Raw genomic sequence first — 22,147 nt, forward strand, 5'->3', positions numbered from 1 at the left:
TGGTTACTTGGCGAGATAATCATAAGCGACGGTGCCCAGCGGCAGCGTCAGGTCGGACAGAATGTGCACCGCGGAGATGACTTCCAGCACCGGCAGGTCGGCGATAGGCGCCAGTGCATGCGCATGCAGGTCCAGCGCCCCGGGGCCGCTCCAGGCGCCTTTGATGGTGATGTCGGTCAGGCTGTACTGTACCAGTTCGCAGATGCGCGGGGTGCCGTCGACATGCGGAATGATCTTCAGCAGGAAGGCAGGCGTTTCCAGCGACTTCTTGACGGCGTCGTTGTCGAGCGTCTTGTGCTTGTAACCCATGGTGCCGGTGGCGACCCGGAAATCGCTGTAGTCCAGCGTGCCCATCAGGGTGTCGGTATGGACCTTCAGTTCCGGATTACCGAGCTTTTTGGGAAAGCCCCACAGTTCACGGCCGCCGGCGATCGGCGGGTGATCGTTCAGGTACATGCTGTGCACGTAGCCGCCGGCGACGCCGTCCAATGTTACCGGGATGACTTGCCCCGATTCGCAGTAGTGGCCGAAGCCGGTGGAGTCGGGCATCCTGATGAATTCGAACTTGACGATGGGCTCGACAAACTGCAGCGGCGCCGGGATGATTTTCTTGAGCGCTTCCGGATCGGTGCGATAGGTGATGATCAGGAATTCGCGATCGACGAAGCGGTAAGGACCGGGTGGAAAGGCCGGGTTGTGGATCGGCATCGCAAAGGCATTTTTGCGGACATCGTTTTCAGTCATATATCTTCCTCGTTATGAAAAGACCTGCTGTACGGCTTGTCTGAGACAGCTTGAACAAGCGAAAGGTTGCCATTACTTTCCATCTCCCGCGGCGCGCCGGTTTACGGTTGCGCCGCAAGATTGCAGCTTGCGCAAATTGAAATTGAACCTATGCGCCTCCACGGCCCAAGATACACGCACATTGTGACAAGACTATCTCAAGTCCCGTTTGGCAAATATCTCATGCGGGAATTTACTTGAAGAGCAATACAGCACAGAATGCAATTATATTCACTGTCGCCGTTTCAAGTGGTGCAGTGCAAGATGATTGCACAAAATGCAATTTCATGCCGGCGCATTTAAATAACTTGAGCGGTGGTAGCGTTATCAGATAAAGTTGCGCTCTTTTTTCCATCTTTCGGTTTCAGGTATCGGGGAGGATGCGCTGGCGGATCGATGGCTAAAAAATACAGCAGTGCACGCAACAAGATAAGCAGCAAGGCAGTAAGATCAACGTCGATGCCGTCATCTGGGCAGCGGCGATATTCTAAAAAGAACGTAATCTAATCGGAGAGGACAAATGGCAAAACCAGCGCTCTACAAATCACTCTATGTACAGGTATTGACCGCCATCGTGATCGGCGTCGTGCTGGGGCATCTCTATCCGGAAACCGGGGCGGCAATGAAACCGCTCGGCGACGGCTTCATCAAGCTGATCAAGATGATCATCGCACCAGTGATTTTCTGTACCGTGGTGATCGGCATCGCCGGCATGGAAGACATGAAGAAGGTCGGCAAGACCGGCGGCCTGGCGCTGTTGTACTTTGAAATCATGAGCACGGTAGCGCTGATCCTGGGCATGATCGTGGTTAACGTCTGGCATCCGGGCACCGGCATGCACATCGATCTCACTACGCTGGACACCAAGAGCATCGCTGCCTATACCGGTCCCGGCAAGATGGAATCGACGGTCGATTTCTTCTTCCACATCATTCCAGGCAGTTTTGTCGACGCGTTTGCCAAGAACGAGATCCTGCAAGTGCTGCTGATTGCGATACTGTTTGGCTTCTCCCTGCATAAATTCGGCGGCCGCGGCACGCTGGTGTTCGATTTCATCGAAAAATTCTCGCACGTGCTGTTCGGCATGGTCGGCCTGATCATGAAGGTCGCACCGATCGGCGCCTTTGGCGCGATGGCTTTCACCATTGGCAAATACGGCGTCGGTTCGCTGCTGTCGCTGGGCCAGCTGATGGGCGCGTTCTATCTGACCTGCCTGCTGTTCATCTTCGGCGTTCTGGGCGTGGTCGCCAGGGTGCACGGCTTCAGCGTCTGGAAGTTCGTCAAGTACATCAAGGAAGAACTGCTGATCGTGCTCGGCACCTCGTCCTCGGAATCGGTGCTGCCGCGCCTGATGGGCAAGCTGGAAAACCTCGGCGCCAAGAAGTCGGTGGTCGGCCTGGTGATCCCTACCGGCTATTCCTTCAACCTCGACGGCACCTCGATCTATCTGACCATGGCCGCGATATTCATTGCCCAGGCGACCGATACGCCGATGTCGCTGATGCAGCAGCTGACCCTGCTGGCGGTCTTGCTGCTCACTTCCAAGGGCGCTGCAGGCGTCACCGGCAGCGGCTTCATCGTGCTGGCCGCCACCCTGTCCGCGGTGGGCCATGTGCCGGTCGCGGGCCTGGCGCTGATCCTCGGCATCGACCGTTTCATGTCGGAAGCGCGCGCCTTGACCAACACCATCGGCAATGGCGTGGCGACGCTGGTCGTAGCGAAATGGACTGGCGAGCTGGATGAGCAGCAGTTGCACCGTCAGCTGGATAACAAGGGCGTCGATGCCGAGCAGGAACTGGCTGAGCATGATGCGGCAGTGGCGCAGGCTGACCCGCGCGGGCATTCGTAAACCAGGCAGCGCGGGCATTGATGCTAGCGCGACGCTAACGCCGGATTTTTGAAGTAAAAAAGGAGATGCAATCGCATCTCCTTTTTTTACATCCGCAGCTTGCCGGCTTAGCCCAGCTTGACCGCGTGCTCCCGCGTTTCATGGAACACCACCAGCGGCCAGCGTTCTTGCGTCAGGCGCAGGTTGACGCCGGAGGTGGCCAGGTAAGCCAGGTTGCCGGCAGCATCGTAAGCGAGATTGTTGCCGGCCGTGGATTTTTCGAAATCGGCCAGGATCTTCTTGTCGTCGCAGGTGATCCAGCGTGCGCTGCTGATGCTGGTGCCTTCGAACACGGCGTCGACGCCGTACTCGTTGAGCAGGCGGCTGGCGACCACTTCAAACTGCAGCACGCCGACCCCGCCCAGCACCAGGTCGCTGCTGGTGACCGGCTTGAATACCTGGATCGCGCCTTCTTCGCCGAGCTGCTGCAAGCCTTTGTGCAGCTGCTTGATCTTGAGCGGATTGCGGATCCGCACCGAGCGGAAAAAGTCCGGCGCGAAGTAGGGGATGCCGGTGAACTGCAGCAGCTCGCCTTCGGAGAAGCTGTCGCCGATCTGCATGTTGCCATGGTTCGGCAAGCCGATGATGTCGCCGGCGTAGGCTTCTTCCACCTGCTCTCGGCTGGACGCCATGAAAGTCACCACGCTGGAGACCTTGATTTCGCGGTTCAGGCGCAGGTGCTTGATCTTCATGCCGCGCTGGAAGTGGCCGGAGCAGACGCGCAGGAAAGCGATGCGGTCGCGGTGAGCCGGGTCCATATTGGCCTGGATCTTGAAGACGAAACCGGAAAAATTGGCTTCCTTCGGCTCCACCGTGCGCACGGTGGCGTCGCGCGAGCCGGGCGGCTGCGCCCAGTCGATCAGGGCGTTGAGGATTTCGCGGATGCCGAAGTTGTTGATGGCGGAGCCGAAGAAAACCGGGGTCTGCACGCCGGCCAGGAAGGCCTCCTGGTCGAAAGGATGGGAGGCGCCGTGCACCAGTTCGACTTCCATGCGCAGCTGTTCGATTTCGCGCGGGAACATTTCATCCAGGCGCGGATTGTCTATGCCCTTGATGACTTCAAACGTCTGGTCAGCCTTGTCGCTGCCGGCCGCGAACAGCAGGATTTCATCGCGCAGCAGGTGATACACGCCGCGGAAAGTCTTGCCCATGCCGATCGGCCAGGTCACCGGCGCGCACTGGATCTTTAGCACCGATTCCAGCTCGTCCAGCAATTCCAGCGGATCGCGGGTTTCGCGGTCCATCTTGTTCATCAGGGTGATGATCGGCGTGTTGCGCATGCGGCAGACGTTGAGCAGCTTGATGGTCTGCGTTTCCACACCCTTGGCGGCATCGATCACCATCAGCGCCGAGTCGACCGCGGTCAGCACGCGGTAGGTATCTTCCGAGAAGTCCTGGTGGCCCGGGGTGTCGAGCAGGTTGACCACGTGGTCGCGGTACTCGAACTGCATGACCGAGCTGGCGACCGAAATGCCGCGCTGCTTTTCGATGTCCATCCAGTCCGAAGTCGCATGGCGGCCGCTTTTGCGGCCCTTGACGGTGCCGGCCAGCTGGATCGCGCCGGAAAACAGCAGCAGCTTTTCTGTCAGCGTGGTTTTGCCGGCGTCCGGGTGGGAAATGATGCCGAAGGTACGGCGGCGCGCCACTTCGCTGGCGATCTGTTCGACGGAGACATTGTGGGCGACGAGGTCGGCGCTATCGGCCGCGCCAGCGTCAGCGCCGGCCAGGTCCGGCTGCTCGGAAACGGGTTCTTGCATGATGCGTGGTTCAGGCGATCTCGGCCGCCTGCCTTGATAAATAGAGATACGGGAAAACGGCAAGCGTGGCTGCTGCCGCTGTGCGGGCAGCATTTGCTTCCAATAACCCGCGATTATAACGTATGTAACGGCGCGGCTGACGCTTCCGGCGCCCGCGTTGCGGGCGGTGTCATGGCTGATTTACGCCATGCGGCGCCAGCCACGCCCGCATTTGATGTCGAAATCACACCAGGACGACTGTTGTTTATGTCAGGTGCTGCAGCGCTGGGGGCGCTGTTTGCTTGATCTTCGCCCGAGCCGTACTACACTTTTCCCAAAGGGGATGCTCATGGGAAAGATTTTGCCGCAGGTCGAGCACATCGTCGTGGTCATGCTCGAAAACCGCTCTCTCGACAATATGCTGGGCTGGTTGTATGCGAATGGCAGTTCGCCGGCAACGGTTTTGCCGAACGCAAGCGCCAAACAGTTCGACGGCCTGCATGCGGATATGTGGAATCCGGTGAATTCGGGCTATTTTGGCGGCGATCCGCCGCAAAAGGCGCTGGTCGGGCGCGGCTCGAGCAGCGGCACCATACCCGATCCCGATCCTGAGGAAACCTTCGATAACGTGACTTATCAGCTGTACGGCCCACAGGGTGCAGTCGCCGCGCCGTCCTGGCCCATGCAAGGCTTCGTCGTCAACTATGCAAGCACCGCAACCGACGACGCGACCCAGATCATGCAATGCCACGATTGCGCCCAGATACCGGTGCTGGCGGCGCTGGCGCGGCAATACGCGGTATCCGACGCCTGGTTCGCATCGGTGCCCAGCCAGACCTGGCCGAACCGCGCCTTCGCGCACGCCGGCACTTCCAACGGCCGCATCAACAACGGCAGCCCGCCGGATCCGTTTCAATGGGATGTGCCGACCATCTACAACGTGCTGCAGGCGATAGGCAGCAGCTGGTCGGTATACAGCAATACGCTGTTGACGCCGTCGCTGACGCGCACCATGTTTCCCAAGCTGTGGGACCCGCTGCTGAACACGCATTTCAGCCGGTTTACAGAATTTGTCGACGCCTGCGCCAGCGATACGCTGCCGGCCTACAGTTTCATCGAGCCTTGCTTCCTGCTGGAACCGAACGACCAGCACCCGCCGCACGATATCCAGGCAGGCGAGGCGTTTTTGCACGACATCTGGACGGCCGTCAGCACATCGCCGGGCTGGAACCGGACCTTGCTGATCATTACCTATGACGAGCATGGCGGCTGCTACGATCATGTGCTGCCGCCGGCCGGCGCGCTGGCGCCGGATGCCGCCAGCGCGCCCGGCGACGGCGGTTTCGGCTTCGACCGTTTCGGCGTGCGCGTGCCGGCGGTGCTGGTCTCGCCCTATATTGCGGCAGGCACGGTGTTCCGCTCCGCCACCGGCGTTCCTTACGATCACACCTCGATACTGGCGACCTTGCGCGACTGGCTCGGCATAGCGTCGGCAGACATGTTGCCGAGCAGGCGCATTGCCGCCGCACCGACGCTGGAGCAGGTCTTGACGCTGGCTGCGCCGCGCGCCGATCTGCCGCAAATTGCCGCTCCGGCTGCAAACTGGCTGCCGCCGCCGGCATCAACGCCGCTCAACGATCTGCAGAAAAGCCTGGTGAGCGGCTCGGCGCGACGTTTCGGCCTTGACCCCGCCGCCACGCTGGACAAGATCCAGACGCGCCAGCATGCGGTGGATTTTTTCAAGCGCCGGCCGACCAGGGTCAATTCTTGAACGGCGCCGTTCAGCGCGTTTTTCCGCCGGCAGGGAAAGGTGTCATATTGCTCCCGTAGCTGGCGGGCAGTAGTGGCTGGCTGTCCTGGTCGCTGCTTGCCTTCCTGGCATGCGTGGGAATGATCGAGCCGGTGAGGTATTGCTTGGGCTCGGCATTGGCCGCTTCGTCGGCATCGCTAGGGCTGCTGGCGCAGGCGGACAAGAGAGGCAGGGCAAAGGCGAGCATCAGGATAGTCTTCATGTCGTCATTCCGTCACGGTAAAAGTGGTTGGAAAACAGAATCCAGGTCGTGCGAACGCATTGATGTCGGGATAATTGCTGTTACTCCCGAGAAATTTAGGTTAGCATATTGCTGTTGTTTTGCCAGCAAGAATTTACCTGGCGCAATGCCTGAACCGACAGGCGCGGATGCATCAGCCGCCGGCGCCTCTATAAGATGCTCATCCGTGGATGACGCTCTGTATAATCCCATCCTCATGTCAACACCAGAATCCATCAAATCACCGCGCTCGCGCGAGATAACGCCACCGCAACGCAATGCCTTGCCGCCCATCGTCTTCCCCGAGGAACTGCCGGTTTCAGGCAAGCGCGCGGAAATCTCTGCCGCCCTGAGCGCCAACCAGGTCATCATCGTCTGCGGCGAGACCGGCTCCGGCAAGACCACGCAGCTGCCGAAGATCTGCCTGGAGCTGGGCCGCGGCCTGCACGGCATGATCGGCCATACCCAGCCGCGCCGGATCGCCGCGTCTTCGACGGCCAAGCGCATCGCGCAGGAACTCAATTCGCCGCTGGGCGAGCACGTCGGCTACAAGGTGCGTTTCAACGACACCTTGACCAAGGGCGCCTGGATCAAGCTGATGACCGACGGCATCCTGCTGGCCGAGACCCAGACCGATCCATTGCTGCGCCAGTACGACACCATCATCATCGATGAAGCGCATGAACGCAGCCTGAACATCGATTTCCTGCTGGGTTACCTGAAGCAGCTGCTGCCCAAGCGGCCCGACCTGAAAGTCATCATTACCTCGGCCACCATCGATGCCGACCGCTTTGCGCGCCATTTCGGCAGCGCCGACAAGCCGGCGCCGGTGATCGAGGTCTCCGGCCGCCTGTATGAAGTCGAGGTGCGCTACCGGCCGGTCGACAATGCCGACCGCAGCGGTACCGCTGCGGTCAATGCCGCCGCCGCGGCCAAGCCGAATGCGCCGCAAAGCGCGGCCCAGCGCGACCGCGAACAGCGCGATCTGATGGACGCCGTGGTCGACGCTGTCGATGAGCTGGCGCGCATCGGTTCCGGCGACGTGCTGGTGTTCCTGCCGGGCGAGCGCGAAATCCGCGACGCCGCCGAAGCGTTGCGCAAGCATCACCCGGCCCATGTTGAAATCCTGCCTTTGTTTGCGCGCCTGTCTGCGCAGGAGCAGGAGCGGGTGTTCAAGGCCTCCAATGCGCGCCGCATCGTGCTGGCAACCAACGTCGCCGAGACCTCGCTGACTGTGCCGGGCATCCGCTATGTGGTCGATGCCGGCCTGGCGCGGGTAAAGCGCTACAGTTACCGCAACAAGGTCGAGCAGCTGCAGATCGAGCCGATTGCGCAGTCGGCAGCCAACCAGCGCGCCGGCCGTTGCGGCCGGGTGGCGGCGGGCGTCTGCATCCGCCTGTATGAAGAACAGGACTACCTGCAGCGGCCGAAATTCACCGAGCCGGAAATCCTGCGCTCGTCGCTGGCCGCGGTCATCCTGCGCATGAAATCGCTGCACCTGACCGATGTCGAAACCTTCCCATTCATCGAACCGCCGCCGGGCCGCGCCATTGCCGATGGCTACCAGCTGCTGCAAGAGCTGGGCGCGGTGGACGACAACAACCTGCTGACCAAGACCGGACGCCAGCTGGCCAAGCTGCCGCTGGATCCGCGCGTCGGCCGCATGATCCTGGCGGCGCTGGACAATGTCTGCCTGAGCGAAATGCTGATCATCGCGGCGGCGCTGTCGGTGCAGGATCCGCGCGATCGTCCGATGGAGGCGCAGGGCGCGGCCGACCTGGCGCACAAGAAATTCGCCGATGAAAAATCCGAATTCCTGAGCTACCTGAAGATCTGGAAATGGTTTGAGGATGCCATCGAACACAAGAAGACCAATCGCCAGCTGATGGATAACTGCCGCGCCAATTTCCTCTCGCAGCTGCGGCTGCGGGAATGGCGCGACGTCCATTCGCAGCTGCTGACGATCGTGCGCGAACAGGGCTGGCGCCTCAACGAAGCGCCGGCCACCTATGAGCAGCTGCATTGCGCCTTGCTCACCGGGCTGCTGGGCAACGTCGGTTTCAAGGCCGATGACGATCCGCATTATCTCGGCGCGCGCGGCATCAAGTTCCATCTGTGGCCCGGTTCGCATTTGTCGAAGAAGGCGGGCAAGTGGGTAATGGCGGCCGAGCTGGTCGACACCAGCCGCCTGTACGCGCGCTGCATCGCCCAGATCCAGCCGGAGTGGCTGGAAAAGGTCGGCGCCCATCTGCTGAAGAAATCGTATGGCGAGCCGCGCTGGGAAAAGCGCACGGCGCAAGTCTCGGCGTCCGAGCGCGCCACTCTGTATGGCCTGGTGGTCTACAGCCAGCGACGCATCAATTTCGGCTTGATCAATGCAACCGAAGCGCGCGAAATCTTCATCCGCGACGCGCTGGTCGGCGGCGAGTTCGATACCCGCGCGCCGTTCTTTGCTCATAACCAGAAGCTGATCCGCGAGATCGAAAACCTGGAGCACAAGTCGCGCCGTCTAGACGTGCTGGTCGACGATGAACTGATCGCGGCGTTTTACGACAAGCTGATTCCTGCCGATATCTGCAACGGCATCAGCTTTGAAAAATGGCACAAGGATGTCAGCGTGCAGACGCCCAAGCTGCTGTTCCTCAACCGCGACGACCTGATGCGGCATGAAGCTGCGGGGATTACCACCGAACTGTTCCCGAAGGTGATGCGGGTAGCCGGCATCGAGATGGCATTGTCGTATCATTTCGAGCCGGGCACGCCGCGCGACGGCGTTACCCTGACGGTGCCGCTGTATGCGCTCAACCAGGTCTATGCCGACCGCTGCGACTGGCTGGTGGCAGGCATGCTGAAGGAGAAAGTCCATCTGCTGCTGAAATCGCTGCCACAGAAAATCCGCCGCAATTGCGTGCCTTTGCCTGACTATGCGGCCGGCTTCTGCGAACGCATCCAGGCTCGCCACGTGTTTGGCCACGGCAATCTGCTGGATGCGCTGATGGCCGATATCCGCACCGAAACCACGGTGATTGCCCGCAGTACGGATTTCAAGCTGGAAACCTTGCCGGCCCATCATTCGATGAACTTCAAGATCGTCGACGAGCATGGCCGCCAGCTGGATATGGGACGTAATCTGTCGGCCTTGCAGGATGAATTCGGCGGCCAGGCGCGCGAGAGCTTCCAGAAGCTGGCGGAAAACACGGTGGTGACCAGCGATGTGCCGCAGGCGCTGCAGGTGTCGGCGCCGCAAGCGGGACAGAAGGGCGCTGCCGCCAAGCCCGCAGCCAAGGCGGCGGACGCCACGGCGGCCAAGCCGGCCGGCCAGTACAGCATGCTGACCAGCTGGACTTTCGGCGAACTGCCGGAGCTGCTGGAAATCCAGCAGGGCAAGCAGACCTTGATCGGCTTTCCGGCGCTGGTGGACAAGGCGAGCCATTGCGATCTCGAAGTATTCGACGATCCTAACGAAGCGGCGCGCATCCACCGCCTCGGCTTGCGCCGCCTGTTTGCCTTGCAGCTGAAAGAGCAGTTGAAATTCCTGGAAAAGAATATCCCTGGCTTGCAGCAGATGGGCATGCAGTTCATGGCCCTGGGGTCGCAGGAAGAATTGCGCGACCAGATCATTTCCGCCGGACTGGAACGCGCCTGCCTGCAAGCGCCGTTGCCCCGGAATGCAGAGCAGTTCGCGCAGCGCAAGGACGAAGGCAAGTCGCGCCTGGGTTTGCTGTGCAATGAAATCGCCCGTCTGGCCGGCCTGATCCTGGCGGAATACCACGGCTTGCCAAAGAGACTGCAGGGCGCCAAGGGCCACGCGCAGGCGGTGGCCGACATCCAGTCGCAATTGCAGGCGCTGGTCGGCAAGCGTTTTATCGCCGACAACGACTACGCCAACCTGACGCATTTCCCGCGCTACCTGAAGGCGGTCAACGTCAGGCTGGAGAAGCTGCGCGCTGACCCGACCCGCGACGGCCGCTTGTTGACGGAATGGCTACAAGTCGCCACGCCTTGGCAACGGGCGCAAAAAGACCGCGGCAGCAAGAATTCCGATCCGAAGATGAACGAATTCCGCTGGCTGCTGGAGGAATTGCGGGTCTCGCTGTTCGCGCAGGAGCTGAAGACGCCGATGCCGGTATCGGCCAAGCGTTTGCAAAAGGTGTGGGAAACCATGCAACGCTAGGCGGGAAAACTGCACGGACTGAAGCGAGGCCGGTGAGATAGCCGTTTTAAAGGCTATTTGGCGTAAAATTGCGCAAAATATATACCTAACCCAAAGATAGATAGAAAACAATGACGATTAAATCCGACAAATGGATACGCCGCATGGCAGAGCAAACCGGCATGATCGAGCCTTTCGAGCCCGGCCAGGTGCGCGAGGCCAACGGCCAGAAGATCGTGTCTTACGGCACCTCGTCTTACGGCTACGATATCCGCTGCGCCAACGAATTCAAGATTTTCACGAACATCAACTCGACCATCGTCGATCCCAAGAACTTCGACGAGAAATCGTTTGTCGATTTCAGCGGCGACGTCTGCATCATCCCGCCGAATTCCTTCGCGCTGGCGCGCACCATGGAATACTTTCGCATCCCGCGCAGCGTACTGACGATCTGCCTCGGCAAGTCGACCTATGCGCGCTGCGGCATCATCGTCAACGTCACCCCGTTCGAACCTGAATGGGAAGGGTACGTGACGCTGGAGTTTTCCAACACCACGCCGCTGCCGGCCAAGATTTACGCCGGTGAGGGCTGCGCCCAGGTGCTGTTCTTTGAAAGCGATGAAATCTGCGAGACTTCCTACAAGGACCGCGGCGGCAAGTACCAGGGCCAGCACGGCGTAACCTTGCCGAAGGCCTGAGATGCCGAAGAACAAGCGCCCCGTGCCGCGGAAATCCAGCCTTTCCCCCGAAGATAAAGACGAAGCCGTCACCCAGCAGCTGTGCGACCTGGCGATCGACCTGGCTGAGCAGGATGGCGACGAGGCCGAAGGCGTCGCCGCCGGCGCCACCTTGCAGCAGGCCGGCATCGATTTCCACAAGATCATCAAGAAGAGCCTGCAGCAGAAGAAGGACGACATCCTGTACGACGCGATCGAGCGCACCAAGTACGCCGATCTCGACGCCTGGCGCTTCCTGAAAGAGCAGGTTGAAGAAGCGTCGGAGATCTTGCTGGTGCGCCGCGATGAAGGCAAGGTGCTGGAGCTGAATGCCTTCGTAGTGCCCTTCTTCGCGCACTCCCGCGGCGGCCTCAAGCGTGAGCAGTGCTTCCAGGACCAGGAAGCCTTCGATGCGCTGTCCGCCAGCTTCAAGCAGGCGCAGCTGGAAGGGCCCGACGCCACCGTGGTGCTGGTCAGCCACGCCTACCATCTCGATGAAATCGACAGCATCCGCTACAGCCATCTGTTTGAAATGAACCGCGACGCTTTCGGCGCCATGGCCGACAAGAAGCTGGCTGCAACGACAGCTATCGAACGCAGCATCAACGGCTGGCCGGAGAGCCAGTTCGGAGCGGACGACGATGCGGTCGAGCTGCGTTTCCTGCTGGGCTTTTCGCTCAAGGCCACCGACGACGCGTTCTATCAAGTGCCGGACGATGAAGCCGGCGCCGACGCTTATTTCGGTGCGCGGGAAGAGCGCTTCCACAGCTGGACCGAACAGGTCGCACCCTTGCTCAAGCGCTGCCTGGTTACCGATGGCAGTGCGATCGACCTGCACTTCCTCTACCAGGACCTGTTCCACGGCGGCAAGGAGCGCGGCATCGCCGAATACTTCACGCTGCAGATGATGTCCGAGCTCAACCACGGCCTCGACCAGCATGGCGTTGCGTCTTTCGACGCCAATGCCGTGGTCGGTCCGGCCGACGTGCGCGGCGACATCGTGTTGCGGGTGAATTTGTACGGCAAGGACGGCGCCTTGCTGGCCTCCTCGGAAAAGCCGCTGGCTGCCGGCGCCGACCTCCAGGTGGAAGTTGACGATACCTACGATGCGCTGCGCACTATCGGCGTCACGTCGCTGGCGGTGGCGGTGAGATTTGAAGCGGACGGTCAGCCGTCCGAAGTGCAGCCTTACGCGGCGCCCTGATTATTTTGGAGAATCGAGTGACTGAAGAAGATGCACAGAAAATTGCCACCCATCGGCATTACAAAGGTGGCTTGTACCGCTATATCGGCCTGGCAAGGCATTCGGAAACCGAAGAAGCCATGGTGGTCTACGAACACCTGTGGCCGCATGCGCCGGGCTTGTGGGTAAGGCCGGCGGAGCTGTTCAACGGCTTGCTTGAGAATGGCGCGCGGCGTTTCGCGCCACTGTAAATAAAGCCAAAGCCAAAATCAGAGGCATAAAAAAACCGGGACGCTCGATCGAGCCTCCCGGTTTTTTATCGGCCATGCCTGCCGCGGGCTTACTGCCGCACGCAATCCACGAAGTAATCGCGCTTGCCGTTCACTTCCCGTTTCACCAGGCCATGCACGTCGGTTTCAAAGCCCGGGAATTTCTCGTTGAAATCGCGCGCGAACTTGAGATAGTCGACGATGGTCTTGTTGAAGCGCTCGCCCGGAATCAGCAATGGAATGCCCGGCGGGTAAGGCGTCAGCAGGATCGAGGTGACGCGGCCTTCGAGCTGGTCGATAGGGACGCGGTCGATTTCGCGGTGCGCCATCTTGGCAAACGCATCGGACGGCTTCATCGCCGGCTGCATGTCGGACAAATACATTTCCGTTGTCAGGCGCGCCACGTCGTATGACTTGTAGGTCTCGTGGATCTGCTGGCACAGGTCGCGCAGGCCGAGCCGCTCGTAGCGTGCGTTCTTGCCGTGGTTGGCGGCGGCGAACTCGGGCAGGATGCGCCAGATCGGCTGGTTCTTGTCGTAGTCGTCCTTGAACTGCTGCAAGGCGGTCAGCAGCGTGTTCCAGCGGCCCTTGGTGATGCCGATGGTGAACATGATGAAGAACGAGTACAGGCCGCACTTCTCGACGATAACGCCGTGTTCGGCCAGGTACTTGGTGACGATCGAAGCCGGGATGCCGCTCTCGCCGAATTTGCCTTCCAGCGACAGGCCGGGGGTGACGATGGTGGCCTTGATCGGATCGAGCATGTTGAAGTTCGGCGCCAGGTTGCCGAAGCCGTGCCAGTCGTCCTCGGCGCGGATGACCCAGTCTTCGCGGCTGCCGATGCCGTCCTCCGAGAAGCTGTTCGGTCCCCACACCTGGAACCACCAGTCCTTGCCCCATTCCTCGTCGATCTTCTTCATGGCGCGGCGGAAATCCAGCGCTTCCAGGATGCTTTCCTCGACCAGGGCGGTGCCGCCCGGCGCTTCCATCATGGCCGCGGCGACGTCGCAGGAAGCGATGATCGAATACTGCGGCGAAGTCGACGTGTGCATCAGGTAGGCTTCGTTGAAGGCGTCCTGGTCCAGCTGCACGCTTTCCGATTCGCGCACCAGGATCTGGGAAGCCTGCGACAGGCCGGCCAGCAGCTTGTGGGTCGACTGGGTCGAGAAGATCATCGATTTCTTGGCGCGCGGGCGGTCCTTGCCGATCGCGTGCATGTCTTTGTAGAAGTCGTGGAAAGTCGCGTGCGGCAGCCAGGCTTCATCGAAGTGCAGGGTGTCGATCTCGCCGTCCAGCATGTTCTTCAGCGTTTCGACGTTATAGATCACGCCGTCGTAGGTCGACTGCGTGATGGTCAGGATGCGCGGCTTCTTGTTGACGGCTTCGCGCGCAAACGGATTGGCTTCGATCTTTTTGCGGATGCTTTCCAGCGTGAATTCTTCCAGCGGGATCGGGCCGATGATGCCGAGGTGGTTGCGGGTCGGCATCAGGAACACCGGGATCGCGCCGGTCATGATGATCGAGTGCAGGATAGATTTGTGGCAGTTGCGGTCGACCACCACGATGTCGCCCGGCGCCACGGTCGAATGCCACACCATCTTGTTGCTGGTGCTGGTGCCGTTGGTGACGAAGTAGCAGTGGTCGGCGTTGAAGATGCGCGCGGCGTTGCGCTCGGAATCGGCGACCGGGCCAGTATGGTCGAGCAGCTGGCCGAGTTCTTCGACGGCGTTGCAGACGTCGGCGCGCAGCATGTTTTCGCCGAAGAATTGATGGAACATCTGGCCGATAGGCGACTTCAGGAAGGCGACGCCGCCTGAGTGTCCCGGGCAATGCCACGAGTAGGAGCCGTCCTGGGCGTAGTGCACCAGCGCGCGGAAGAAGGGCGGCGACAGGCCGTCCAGGTAGGATTTGGCTTCGCGGATGATGTGGCGCGCAACAAACTCCGGCGTGTCTTCGAACATGTGGATGAAGCCGTGCAGTTCGCGCAGGATATCGTTGGGGATATGGCGCGAGGTGCGGGTTTCGCCGTACAGGTAGATCGGGATGTCGGCGTTCTTGTGGCGGATTTCTTCGACGAAGGCGCGCAGCGATTTCAGCGCGTGGTCGGTTTCTTCAAACGAACCGGCGCCGAATTCCTCGTCGTCGATCGACAGGATAAAGGCGGAGGCCCGCGATTGCTGCTGGGCGAACTGCGACAGGTCGCCGTAACTGGTCACGCCCAATACCTCCATGCCCTCGGCCTCCATGGCGTCGGCGAGCGCGCGGATGCCAAGGCCGGAAGTGTTTTCAGAGCGGAAGTCTTCGTCAATGATGACGATGGGGAAGCGGAATTTCATCGAGGTCTCCAGGAGACGGTGGTTGATAACAAGGCTGCGGACAGGGCCGTGCAACGGCTATAAAAAATATTGTCCCGGTGCGCCAGGGGCGGTCACGGGGGTTGCCTAGATGGGGCAATGCAGCCTATCGTTTCCAGCTGCGGCATGGATAAATGCCACGCTAAATTGTTGCGAATTTTAGCGCAGCCGCTATTCGCGGCCGCGCTGAAAAAGAAAGTCGAATTTTCGCAGATATGCACGAAATTGGGGATAAAGATGATGGAAATCCTGCATAAAACAACAGATGTCATTCCATCATCAGGCCGGGTCAGCTGCTGGCCTCGCTGACGCTGGCGGGCCGGCGCTGGTAGACCACGAAAGCGTAGTCGAAACCGTTGGCCTCGGAATGGTGGTTTTCGCGCGAGATTTCCTGCCATTGCAGCGGATCGCGGGCAGGGTAGAAGGCGTCGCAGTCGAAGCTGTGGCGGATCTCGGTGACGATCAGGCGCTGCACCAGGTCTTGCGCCGCGGCGTAAATCTCTGCGCCGCCGATGATGAAGGCCTCGGCGTCGCCGACCAGCGCCGCCGCGGCAGCCAGCGAGGGCGCGCTTTCGACGCCGTCGTGACGCCAATCGGCATTGCGGGTGATGACGATGTTGCGTCTCTGCGGCAGCGGCCGGCCTATCGATTCAAAGGTCTTGCGGCCCATGATGATGGCGTGGCCCGAGGTGGTGCGTTTAAAGTGCGCCAGATCCTCCGGCAGGCGCCAGGGCAAGGTGTTGCGGATGCCGATGCCATTGTTGGCGTCGGTGGCGACGATAATCGTGAGGCGTGAAGTCATGGGCGCGTTGCATGAGCCCGCTTGAGGCGGATTTGTATTAAAAGCGTGATCTTACTATAAGTTTCGGATGGAACTTTGTCGCCGATGCTTGCTCTTAAAAGTCGGGGCCTGTTAACCCAGGCTGGGGGTTTTTGCTGAAATGGCGCGTGACAAGGCCATTTCGCTGCCAATTTGGCAAGTTATGCCAATCAATGCTGCAAGTCTTGGTCGTTGCTGGCGCAGGCAGTAAAGCGCCACAACTCACTCATTGCCTGATGGATATAAAAAATTATAGAACACTGATAGACTACCGCCTACTCTCGATGAAGCCTGCAGGGCTTGGTCGGGCAGGTCAATCAAAGCAGTGTCAGATGGGAATCCAATGTATTTGAATTTGTCTCAGCGGACGCAAACGCGTATTTCCGCTCTAGCCCGGGCGCGCATCGCGGTCCTGCCATTTACCGTGCTGCTGCTGCTGGCAAGCCCAGGCGGCGCATTTGCCTTCGATTTCAATAACGTTGCCAAGCAAGCAAAGGATCTGGCCGCCAGTTCCTATAGCAAGCCTGAGAGCAATCTGCCCAAGGAAATCAGCAATCTCGATTTCGAGCAGTACAAGGACATCCGCTTCCGCCCGGAAAAATCCGCCTGGCGCAGCCAGAAACTGCCGTTCGAGCTGGCGTTTTTCCATGAGGGCTACTCCTTCGACCAGCCGGTAAAGATCAGCGAGATCAATGGCCAGAGCGTGCGTGAAATCCGTTTCGATCCCAGCGATTTCGATTTCGGCGCCAACAAGGTTGATCCGCGCAAGATGCGCGCGCTAGGCTTTGCCGGCTTCCGCGTGCACTTTCCCCTGAATACGAATAAATACAAGGACGAAGTGCTGTCCTTTCTCGGCGCCAGCTATTTCCGCGCGCTGGGCAAGGACCAGACCTATGGCCTTTCGGCCCGGGGGCTGGCGATTGATACCGGGCTCAGTTCCGGCGAAGAGTTTCCGCGTTTCACGGAATTCTGGATCGAGCGGCCCAAGGCCAGCGACAAGGAGCTGACCATTTACGCGCTGCTCAATTCGCGCCGCGTGACCGGCGCCTATCGCTTCGTGCTGAAGCCGGGCGTGGACACCACGGTCGACGTCAAGGCCCAGCTGTACCTGCGTGAAAATGTCAGCAAGCTGGGGCTGGCGCCGCTCACCAGCATGTTCTTGCACGGCGATAACCAGCGCTCGCAGGTAGAGGACTACCGGCCTGAGGTGCACGATTCGGACGGCTTGTCGGTGGCCTCCGGCACCGGCGAGTGGATCTGGCGGCCGCTGGTCAATCCCAAGCGCTTGCTGGTGACTTCCTACTCGCTGAGCAATCCAGCCGGCTTCGGCCTGATGCAGCGCGACCGCAATTTTGCCGATTATCAAGACCTGGACGCCCACTATGAGAAGCGGCCCAGCGCCTGGGTCCAGCCCAAGGGCAACTGGGGCAACGGCAGGGTAGAGCTGGTGCAGATCCCGACCCCGGACGAAACCAATGACAATATCGTCGCCTTCTGGGTGCCGGAAACGGCGCCCAAGGTAGGCCAGCCATTCAATCTGGAATACACTTTGTCATGGCAGAAGGATGCGGAAAAGCGGCCGCCTTTGTCGTGGGTGACGCAGACCCGGCGCGGCCTCGGCGTGCTGAAGAAAAGCGATGACAACAGCATCGGCCTGGTGGTCGATTTTGATGGTCCGGTATTCAAGAAGCTGTCGGACAAGGTGCAGCCGGAAGGCGTGGTCAGCTCTGACGACAACGGCAAGGTGCTGGAGACCAAGGTGGAGCGCAATGACGCCACCGGCGGCTGGCGCATGACGGTGCGGGTACGCCGCAACGAAGACAACAAGCCTGTCGAGCTGCGCGGCTTCCTGCGCGGCGGCAGCACTACCTTATCTGAGACCTGGAGCTACATATTACCGCCCAACTAGACCGCAAACCGATGTCGCCGCCGAGTGCAGCCGAACTGCAGGATTCGCCTGATATGACGCGTGGAATCAGTGAGCGTTATCTCGATCGCCTGCCGCTTTCGGCAGCGCGGCGCGCAGCGTTGTCCGCGCAACTGGACGCCGCCGGCGACAGTTCGCTGGCGGCGGTGCACCAGGCCTTGGCGGCTGGCAGCGCTGCCGCCTCCGGCGAGCTGTCGACGCTGGCCCATGCCAACCCGGCCTATGGTTCGGTCGCGGCGCGCTTGCAACTGGCCTTTGCCGAACCGCCGTCGGCGCAGCCGGCTGCGCAGATCAGCATCGATGCCGGCGGCCGCTCGCGCATCGCGATTGCACCGCCGCTGCAGCGTACGCCGATTGTCGCGCATCCCTGGGGCACCCTGAATCCGCTGGTGCGCTGGGTCGAAGGCGCCAATCGCGAGTTCGACCTGCGTCCGCGAGCCAAGCAGCGCCGCTACAAAAAGGCCGCGCGTTCAACCGCGCTGCCGCAGCCGGAACCAATGCCGGTCGCCGCAGCAGACAGCCAGGATCAGCACGAGAGCAAGTCGCGCGGCAATCTGCGCCGCATCGTACTGCTGATGCTGATGCTGGCGCAGACCGCGATGGCGACCTATTTCATGAGCGCCGTGCTGCCCTACCATGGCGACAAGCCGCTGGAGCTGGTGACGCTGGGCTTGTTCGCCTTGCTGTTTTGCTGGGTCTCGGCCGGTTTCTGGACCGCCATGGCCGGCTTCCTGGTGCTGATGCGGGGCAGCGACCGCTATGTGATTTCACGCGAAGAGGCAGCGCCAGGACCGATCCCGGCCAGCGCCAGGACCGCCATCGTGATGCCGATCTGTAATGAGGACGTGACCCGGGTCTTTGCCGGGCTGCGCGCTACTTATGAATCGGTGGCGGCCAGCGGCGAGCTGGACCGTTTCGATTTTTTCGTGCTGAGCGACAGCGGCGACAGCGACATCTGCAGCGCCGAGCTGGACGCCTGGGCCAGCCTGTGCCGGACGGTGGGCGGCTTCGGCCGCATCTTCTACCGCCACCGGCGCCGCCGGGTCAAGCGCAAGAGCGGCAATATCGACGATTTCTGCCGGCGCTGGGGCGCCAACTACAGCTACATGATCGTGCTCGATGCCGACAGCGTCATGAGCGGTGCCTGCCTGACCACGCTGGTGCGCCTGATGGAAGCCAATCCCACCGCCGGCATCGTGCAGACCGCGCCGCGCGCCGCCGGCCGCGACACCTTGTACGCCCGCATCCAGCAGTTCTCGACCCGCGTGTATGGCCCCTTGTTTACCGCCGGCCTGCATTACTGGCAGCTGGGCGAGTCGCATTACTGGGGACATAACGCCATCATCCGCCTGCAGCCCTTCATGGAGCATTGCGCGCTGGCGCCGCTGCCGGGCGAGGGCGCGCTGGCCGGCGAGATTCTTTCCCACGACTTTGTCGAAGCGGCGCTGATGCGGCGCGCCGGCTGGGGCGTCTGGATTGCCTACGACCTGGCCGGCAGCTACGAGGAAATGCCGCCCAACCTGCTGGACGAACTCAAGCGCGACCGCCGCTGGTGCCAGGGCAACCTGATGAACTTCCGCCTGTTCCTGGCGCGCGGCATGCATGCCGTGCACCGCGCGGTGTTCGTCACTGGCGTCATGGCTTATCTGTCGGCGCCGCTGTGGTTCCTGTCGCTGCTGTTGTCGACGGTATTGCTGGCGGTGCATACGCTGGTGGCGCCGGAATACTTCGTGACGCCGGGACAGTTGTTCCCGGTGTGGCCGGAATGGCATCCGGAGCGGGCGCTGGCTTTGTTCACCGCGACGGCGACCTTGCTGTTCCTGCCGAAAGTGCTGAGCGTGGTGCTGATCTGGGCCAAGGGCGCGCGCGAGTTCGGCGGCGCCGTACGGCTGACCTTGAGCATGATCATGGAGCTGCTGTTTTCGATGCTGCTGGCGCCGGTGCGCATGCTGTTCCACACGCGCTTCGTGGTCGGCGCCTTCCTCGGCTGGACCATCAGCTGGAAATCGCCGCCGCGCGAAGATGCGGAAACCAGCTGGGGCGAAGCTTGCCGCCGGCACGGTGGCCATACCTTGCTGGGTTTGCTGTGGGGCGGCGCCGTGTACTGGCTGGAGCCGGGCTTCCTGTGGTGGCTGCTGCCTATTGTCGGTTCGCTGATGCTGTCGATCCCCTTGTCGGTCTTTTCCAGCCGGGTCACGCTCGGCCGCAGCTTCCGCCACGCACGTCTGTTCGTGATCCCGGAGGAAGTCGATCTGCCGCCGGAACTGGCGGCAACCACGGCCTATAACGACAACGGCAAGACGCTGGCGGGTTTCAACGATGCGGTAGTCGATCCGGTAATCAACGCCTTGCTGTGCGCGGCGGTGACGGCGCGTCCAGCGGTGCCGGCGGCGACCCAGGAGGCGCGTGCTGCGTTGCTCGACAACGCCCTGAAAGGCGGCCCCGACAGCCTGACGCCGCGTCAGAAAAATGCGCTGCTGGACGACCCCCTGACGCTGTCCCGCCTGCATTTCGAGATCTGGAATTCGGCTGCGGCCAACCGGCGCTGGCAGGCTTTGCTCAAAGCCTGAACCAAGGCTTGAACCAAAGCTTGATGCAGCGCCAGCGCCATACCGCAGCCATCGACATCATCAAACAAGGAGCACCATGTTACGACGTGATTTTCTGAAAGCGTCGGCAGCACTTGCCGCTGCCGGTTTCCCTGCAAGTCCGCTGCTGGCCGCGGCGAATGCGCCAGGGCAGCTGAAATTCCTGGGCGCGCCGCAGGCTTTCGATTATGCCTGGCTGAAAGGCCAGGCCCGGCAGCTCGCCGCCCAGCCATACAAGTTGCCGGAGAATCATATTCCGGACGAGGTCAAGGCGCTCGACTGGGATAAATACCAGGCCATCGGCTATCGCGACGATCATGCCTTGTGGAGCAAGGATCAGTTGCGTTTCCAGGTCAAGTTCTTTCATCTCGGCCTGTTTTTCAAGAGCCCGGTACAGATTTATGAGCTGAAGAATGGCCAGGCGCAAGAGCTGGCCTACGATCCAGCCATGTTCAATTACGGCAAGAGCGGCCTCAAGGCGGAACATATGCCGAAAGACCTCGGCTTTGCTGGCTTCCGCGTGAATTTTCACACTGACCTGCAGCGCGACATCACAGCTTTCCTGGGCGCCAGCTATTTCCGCGCCGTCGGCGCCGAGTGGCAATACGGTTTGTCGGCGCGAGGCCTGGCGATCGATTGCGGCATGGACCGGCCGGAAGAATTTCCCGTGTTCACCCACTTCTGGCTGGAGCGTCCGGCCAAGGATTCGGGCAAGCTGGTGGTGTACGCCTTGCTTGATTCGCCCAGCGTTTCCGGCGCCTACCGCTTCGAGATCCAGCCGTCGGCGACCATGGTGATGGATGTCGACGTCGCCCTGTATCCGCGCAAGACGATAGAGCGGATGGGGATTGCGCCGCTGACCAGCATGTTCCAGTACGGCGAGAATGACCGCCGCGCCGGCGCCAGCGACGACTGGCGTCCTGAAATCCACGACTCCGACGGCTTGTCCATGCAGCGCGGCAATGGCGAGTGGGTCTGGCGGCCGCTGGTCAATCCCGAGCATCTGCGTTTCAATGCCTACCAGGATGAGAATCCGCGCGGCTTCGGTCTGCTGCAGCGCGACCGTAATTTCGATCACTACCAGGACGACGGCGTGTTCTACGACCGCCGCCCGAGCTTGTGGGTGGAGCCGAAGGCCGGCTGGGGCAAGGGCGAGGTACAGCTGGTGGAAATCCCCACCGTCGACGAGACCTTCGACAACATCGTGGCGTTCTGGAATCCTGCCGACAAGCCGCAGGCGGGGCAGGAGCGTCTGTTCGCCTATCGCCTGCACTGGGGCGCCAGGATGCCGTTCGCATCGCCGCTGGCGCAAGTGGTCGCAACCCGTACCGGCATGGGCGGCGTGATCGGCCAGAAGCGCGCTTATTACTCGCGCCGTTTCGCCATCGATTTCGCCGGCGGCGACCTGGCTCTGCTGGGCAAGGACGCCAAGGTGCAGCCGATGATCAGCGCCTCCCGTGGTAAAATAGAGATCAGTTCAGCGCGTCCGCTGGATGCAATTCACGGTTACCGCGCAATGTTCGACCTGAAGCCGACCGACGACAGCGTCGAGCCGATTGACGTGCGGGTATATCTGGCAGCCGATGGCCAGCCTTTAAGCGAGACCTGGTTATACCAATGGACTCCGCCGGCGCCGGAAAAACGCCATTTTTGAAATCAAGAAGCAGAAATCAAGCAGCAGGTTTGAAAAACCATCCTGC

The 22,147-nt window shown here is 61.1% G+C and carries 14 protein-coding genes; 9 read left to right on the forward strand and 5 right to left on the reverse strand.

Annotation, left to right across the window (positions count from 1 at the left end):
* Positions 1–3: 3 nt before the first annotated feature.
* The gene (locus tag AC07V8_RS00445) at positions 4–744 is read right to left on the reverse strand and encodes an acetoacetate decarboxylase (RefSeq protein ID WP_211443748.1); all 741 of its coding nucleotides are present in this window, start codon (positions 742–744) and stop codon (positions 4–6) included.
* Positions 745–1,303: 559 nt separating this feature from the next.
* On the opposite strand from AC07V8_RS00445, the gene AC07V8_RS00450 reads away from it, so the two are divergent.
* Positions 1,304–2,632, forward strand: a complete 1,329-nt coding sequence (locus tag AC07V8_RS00450; RefSeq protein ID WP_494677148.1) for a dicarboxylate/amino acid:cation symporter — start codon at positions 1,304–1,306, stop codon at positions 2,630–2,632.
* Between the two features lie 107 nt (positions 2,633–2,739).
* Here the strand turns inward: AC07V8_RS00450 and AC07V8_RS00455 are convergent, their stop codons facing one another.
* Positions 2,740–4,428, reverse strand: coding sequence for a peptide chain release factor 3 (locus tag AC07V8_RS00455; RefSeq protein WP_494677147.1), 1,689 nt, complete (start codon positions 4,426–4,428; stop codon positions 2,740–2,742).
* Positions 4,429–4,756: 328 nt separating this feature from the next.
* Here AC07V8_RS00455 and AC07V8_RS00460 point away from each other — a divergent pair, with 328 nt between their 5' ends.
* Entirely contained in the window at positions 4,757–6,178 is a 1,422-nt protein-coding gene (locus tag AC07V8_RS00460; protein ID WP_494677146.1) for an alkaline phosphatase family protein, read from the forward strand.
* A gap of 10 nt (positions 6,179–6,188) precedes the next feature.
* Here AC07V8_RS00460 and AC07V8_RS00465 read toward each other — a convergent pair whose 3' ends face one another.
* Positions 6,189–6,419, reverse strand: coding sequence for a hypothetical protein (locus tag AC07V8_RS00465; RefSeq protein ID WP_494677145.1), 231 nt, complete (start codon positions 6,417–6,419; stop codon positions 6,189–6,191).
* A 235-nt stretch (positions 6,420–6,654) separates the two neighbouring features.
* Here AC07V8_RS00465 and hrpA point away from each other — a divergent pair, with 235 nt between their 5' ends.
* The 4 genes from hrpA to AC07V8_RS00485 all read left to right on the forward strand — a co-directional run bounded on the left by hrpA (position 6,655) and on the right by AC07V8_RS00485 (position 12,740).
* Positions 6,655–10,611: an ATP-dependent RNA helicase HrpA gene (hrpA, locus tag AC07V8_RS00470; protein WP_494677144.1), complete on the forward strand. Its 3,957-nt coding sequence runs from the start codon at positions 6,655–6,657 to the stop codon at positions 10,609–10,611.
* A gap of 110 nt (positions 10,612–10,721) precedes the next feature.
* Positions 10,722–11,288 carry a dCTP deaminase gene (gene dcd, locus AC07V8_RS00475; protein WP_494677143.1) on the forward strand — a complete coding sequence of 189 codons (567 nt, stop codon included), beginning with the start codon at positions 10,722–10,724 and terminating at the stop codon, positions 11,286–11,288.
* Position 11,289: 1 nt separating this feature from the next.
* Positions 11,290–12,510: a DUF2863 family protein gene (locus AC07V8_RS00480; protein ID WP_494677142.1), complete on the forward strand. Its 1,221-nt coding sequence runs from the start codon at positions 11,290–11,292 to the stop codon at positions 12,508–12,510.
* Between the two features lie 17 nt (positions 12,511–12,527).
* Positions 12,528–12,740, forward strand: a complete 213-nt coding sequence (locus AC07V8_RS00485; RefSeq protein WP_061539533.1) for a DUF1653 domain-containing protein — start codon at positions 12,528–12,530, stop codon at positions 12,738–12,740.
* 89 nt (positions 12,741–12,829) lie between these two features.
* Here AC07V8_RS00485 and AC07V8_RS00490 read toward each other — a convergent pair whose 3' ends face one another.
* A complete protein-coding gene (locus AC07V8_RS00490; RefSeq protein ID WP_325663005.1) occupies positions 12,830–15,094 on the reverse strand; it encodes an arginine/lysine/ornithine decarboxylase in 2,265 nt (754 codons plus the stop codon).
* A 307-nt stretch (positions 15,095–15,401) separates the two neighbouring features.
* Positions 15,402–15,914 (reverse strand): dihydrofolate reductase, encoded by a 513-nt coding sequence (locus AC07V8_RS00495; RefSeq protein WP_494677141.1) that lies wholly within the window; start codon positions 15,912–15,914, stop codon positions 15,402–15,404.
* Between the two features lie 361 nt (positions 15,915–16,275).
* On the opposite strand from AC07V8_RS00495, the gene AC07V8_RS00500 reads away from it, so the two are divergent.
* From AC07V8_RS00500 to AC07V8_RS00510, 3 genes are all read left to right on the forward strand, one after another.
* Entirely contained in the window at positions 16,276–17,841 is a 1,566-nt protein-coding gene (locus tag AC07V8_RS00500; protein ID WP_494677140.1) for a glucan biosynthesis protein G, read from the forward strand.
* 53 nt (positions 17,842–17,894) lie between these two features.
* On the forward strand, positions 17,895–20,429 hold the full coding sequence (mdoH, locus tag AC07V8_RS00505) for a glucans biosynthesis glucosyltransferase MdoH (RefSeq protein WP_494677139.1): 2,535 nt from the start codon (positions 17,895–17,897) through the stop codon (positions 20,427–20,429).
* A gap of 76 nt (positions 20,430–20,505) precedes the next feature.
* Entirely contained in the window at positions 20,506–22,101 is a 1,596-nt protein-coding gene (locus AC07V8_RS00510; protein ID WP_494677138.1) for an OpgD/OpgG family glucan biosynthesis protein, read from the forward strand.
* Positions 22,102–22,147: the final 46 nt, after the last annotated feature.

Source organism: Collimonas sp. GW821-FHT02H07, assembly GCF_059421505.1.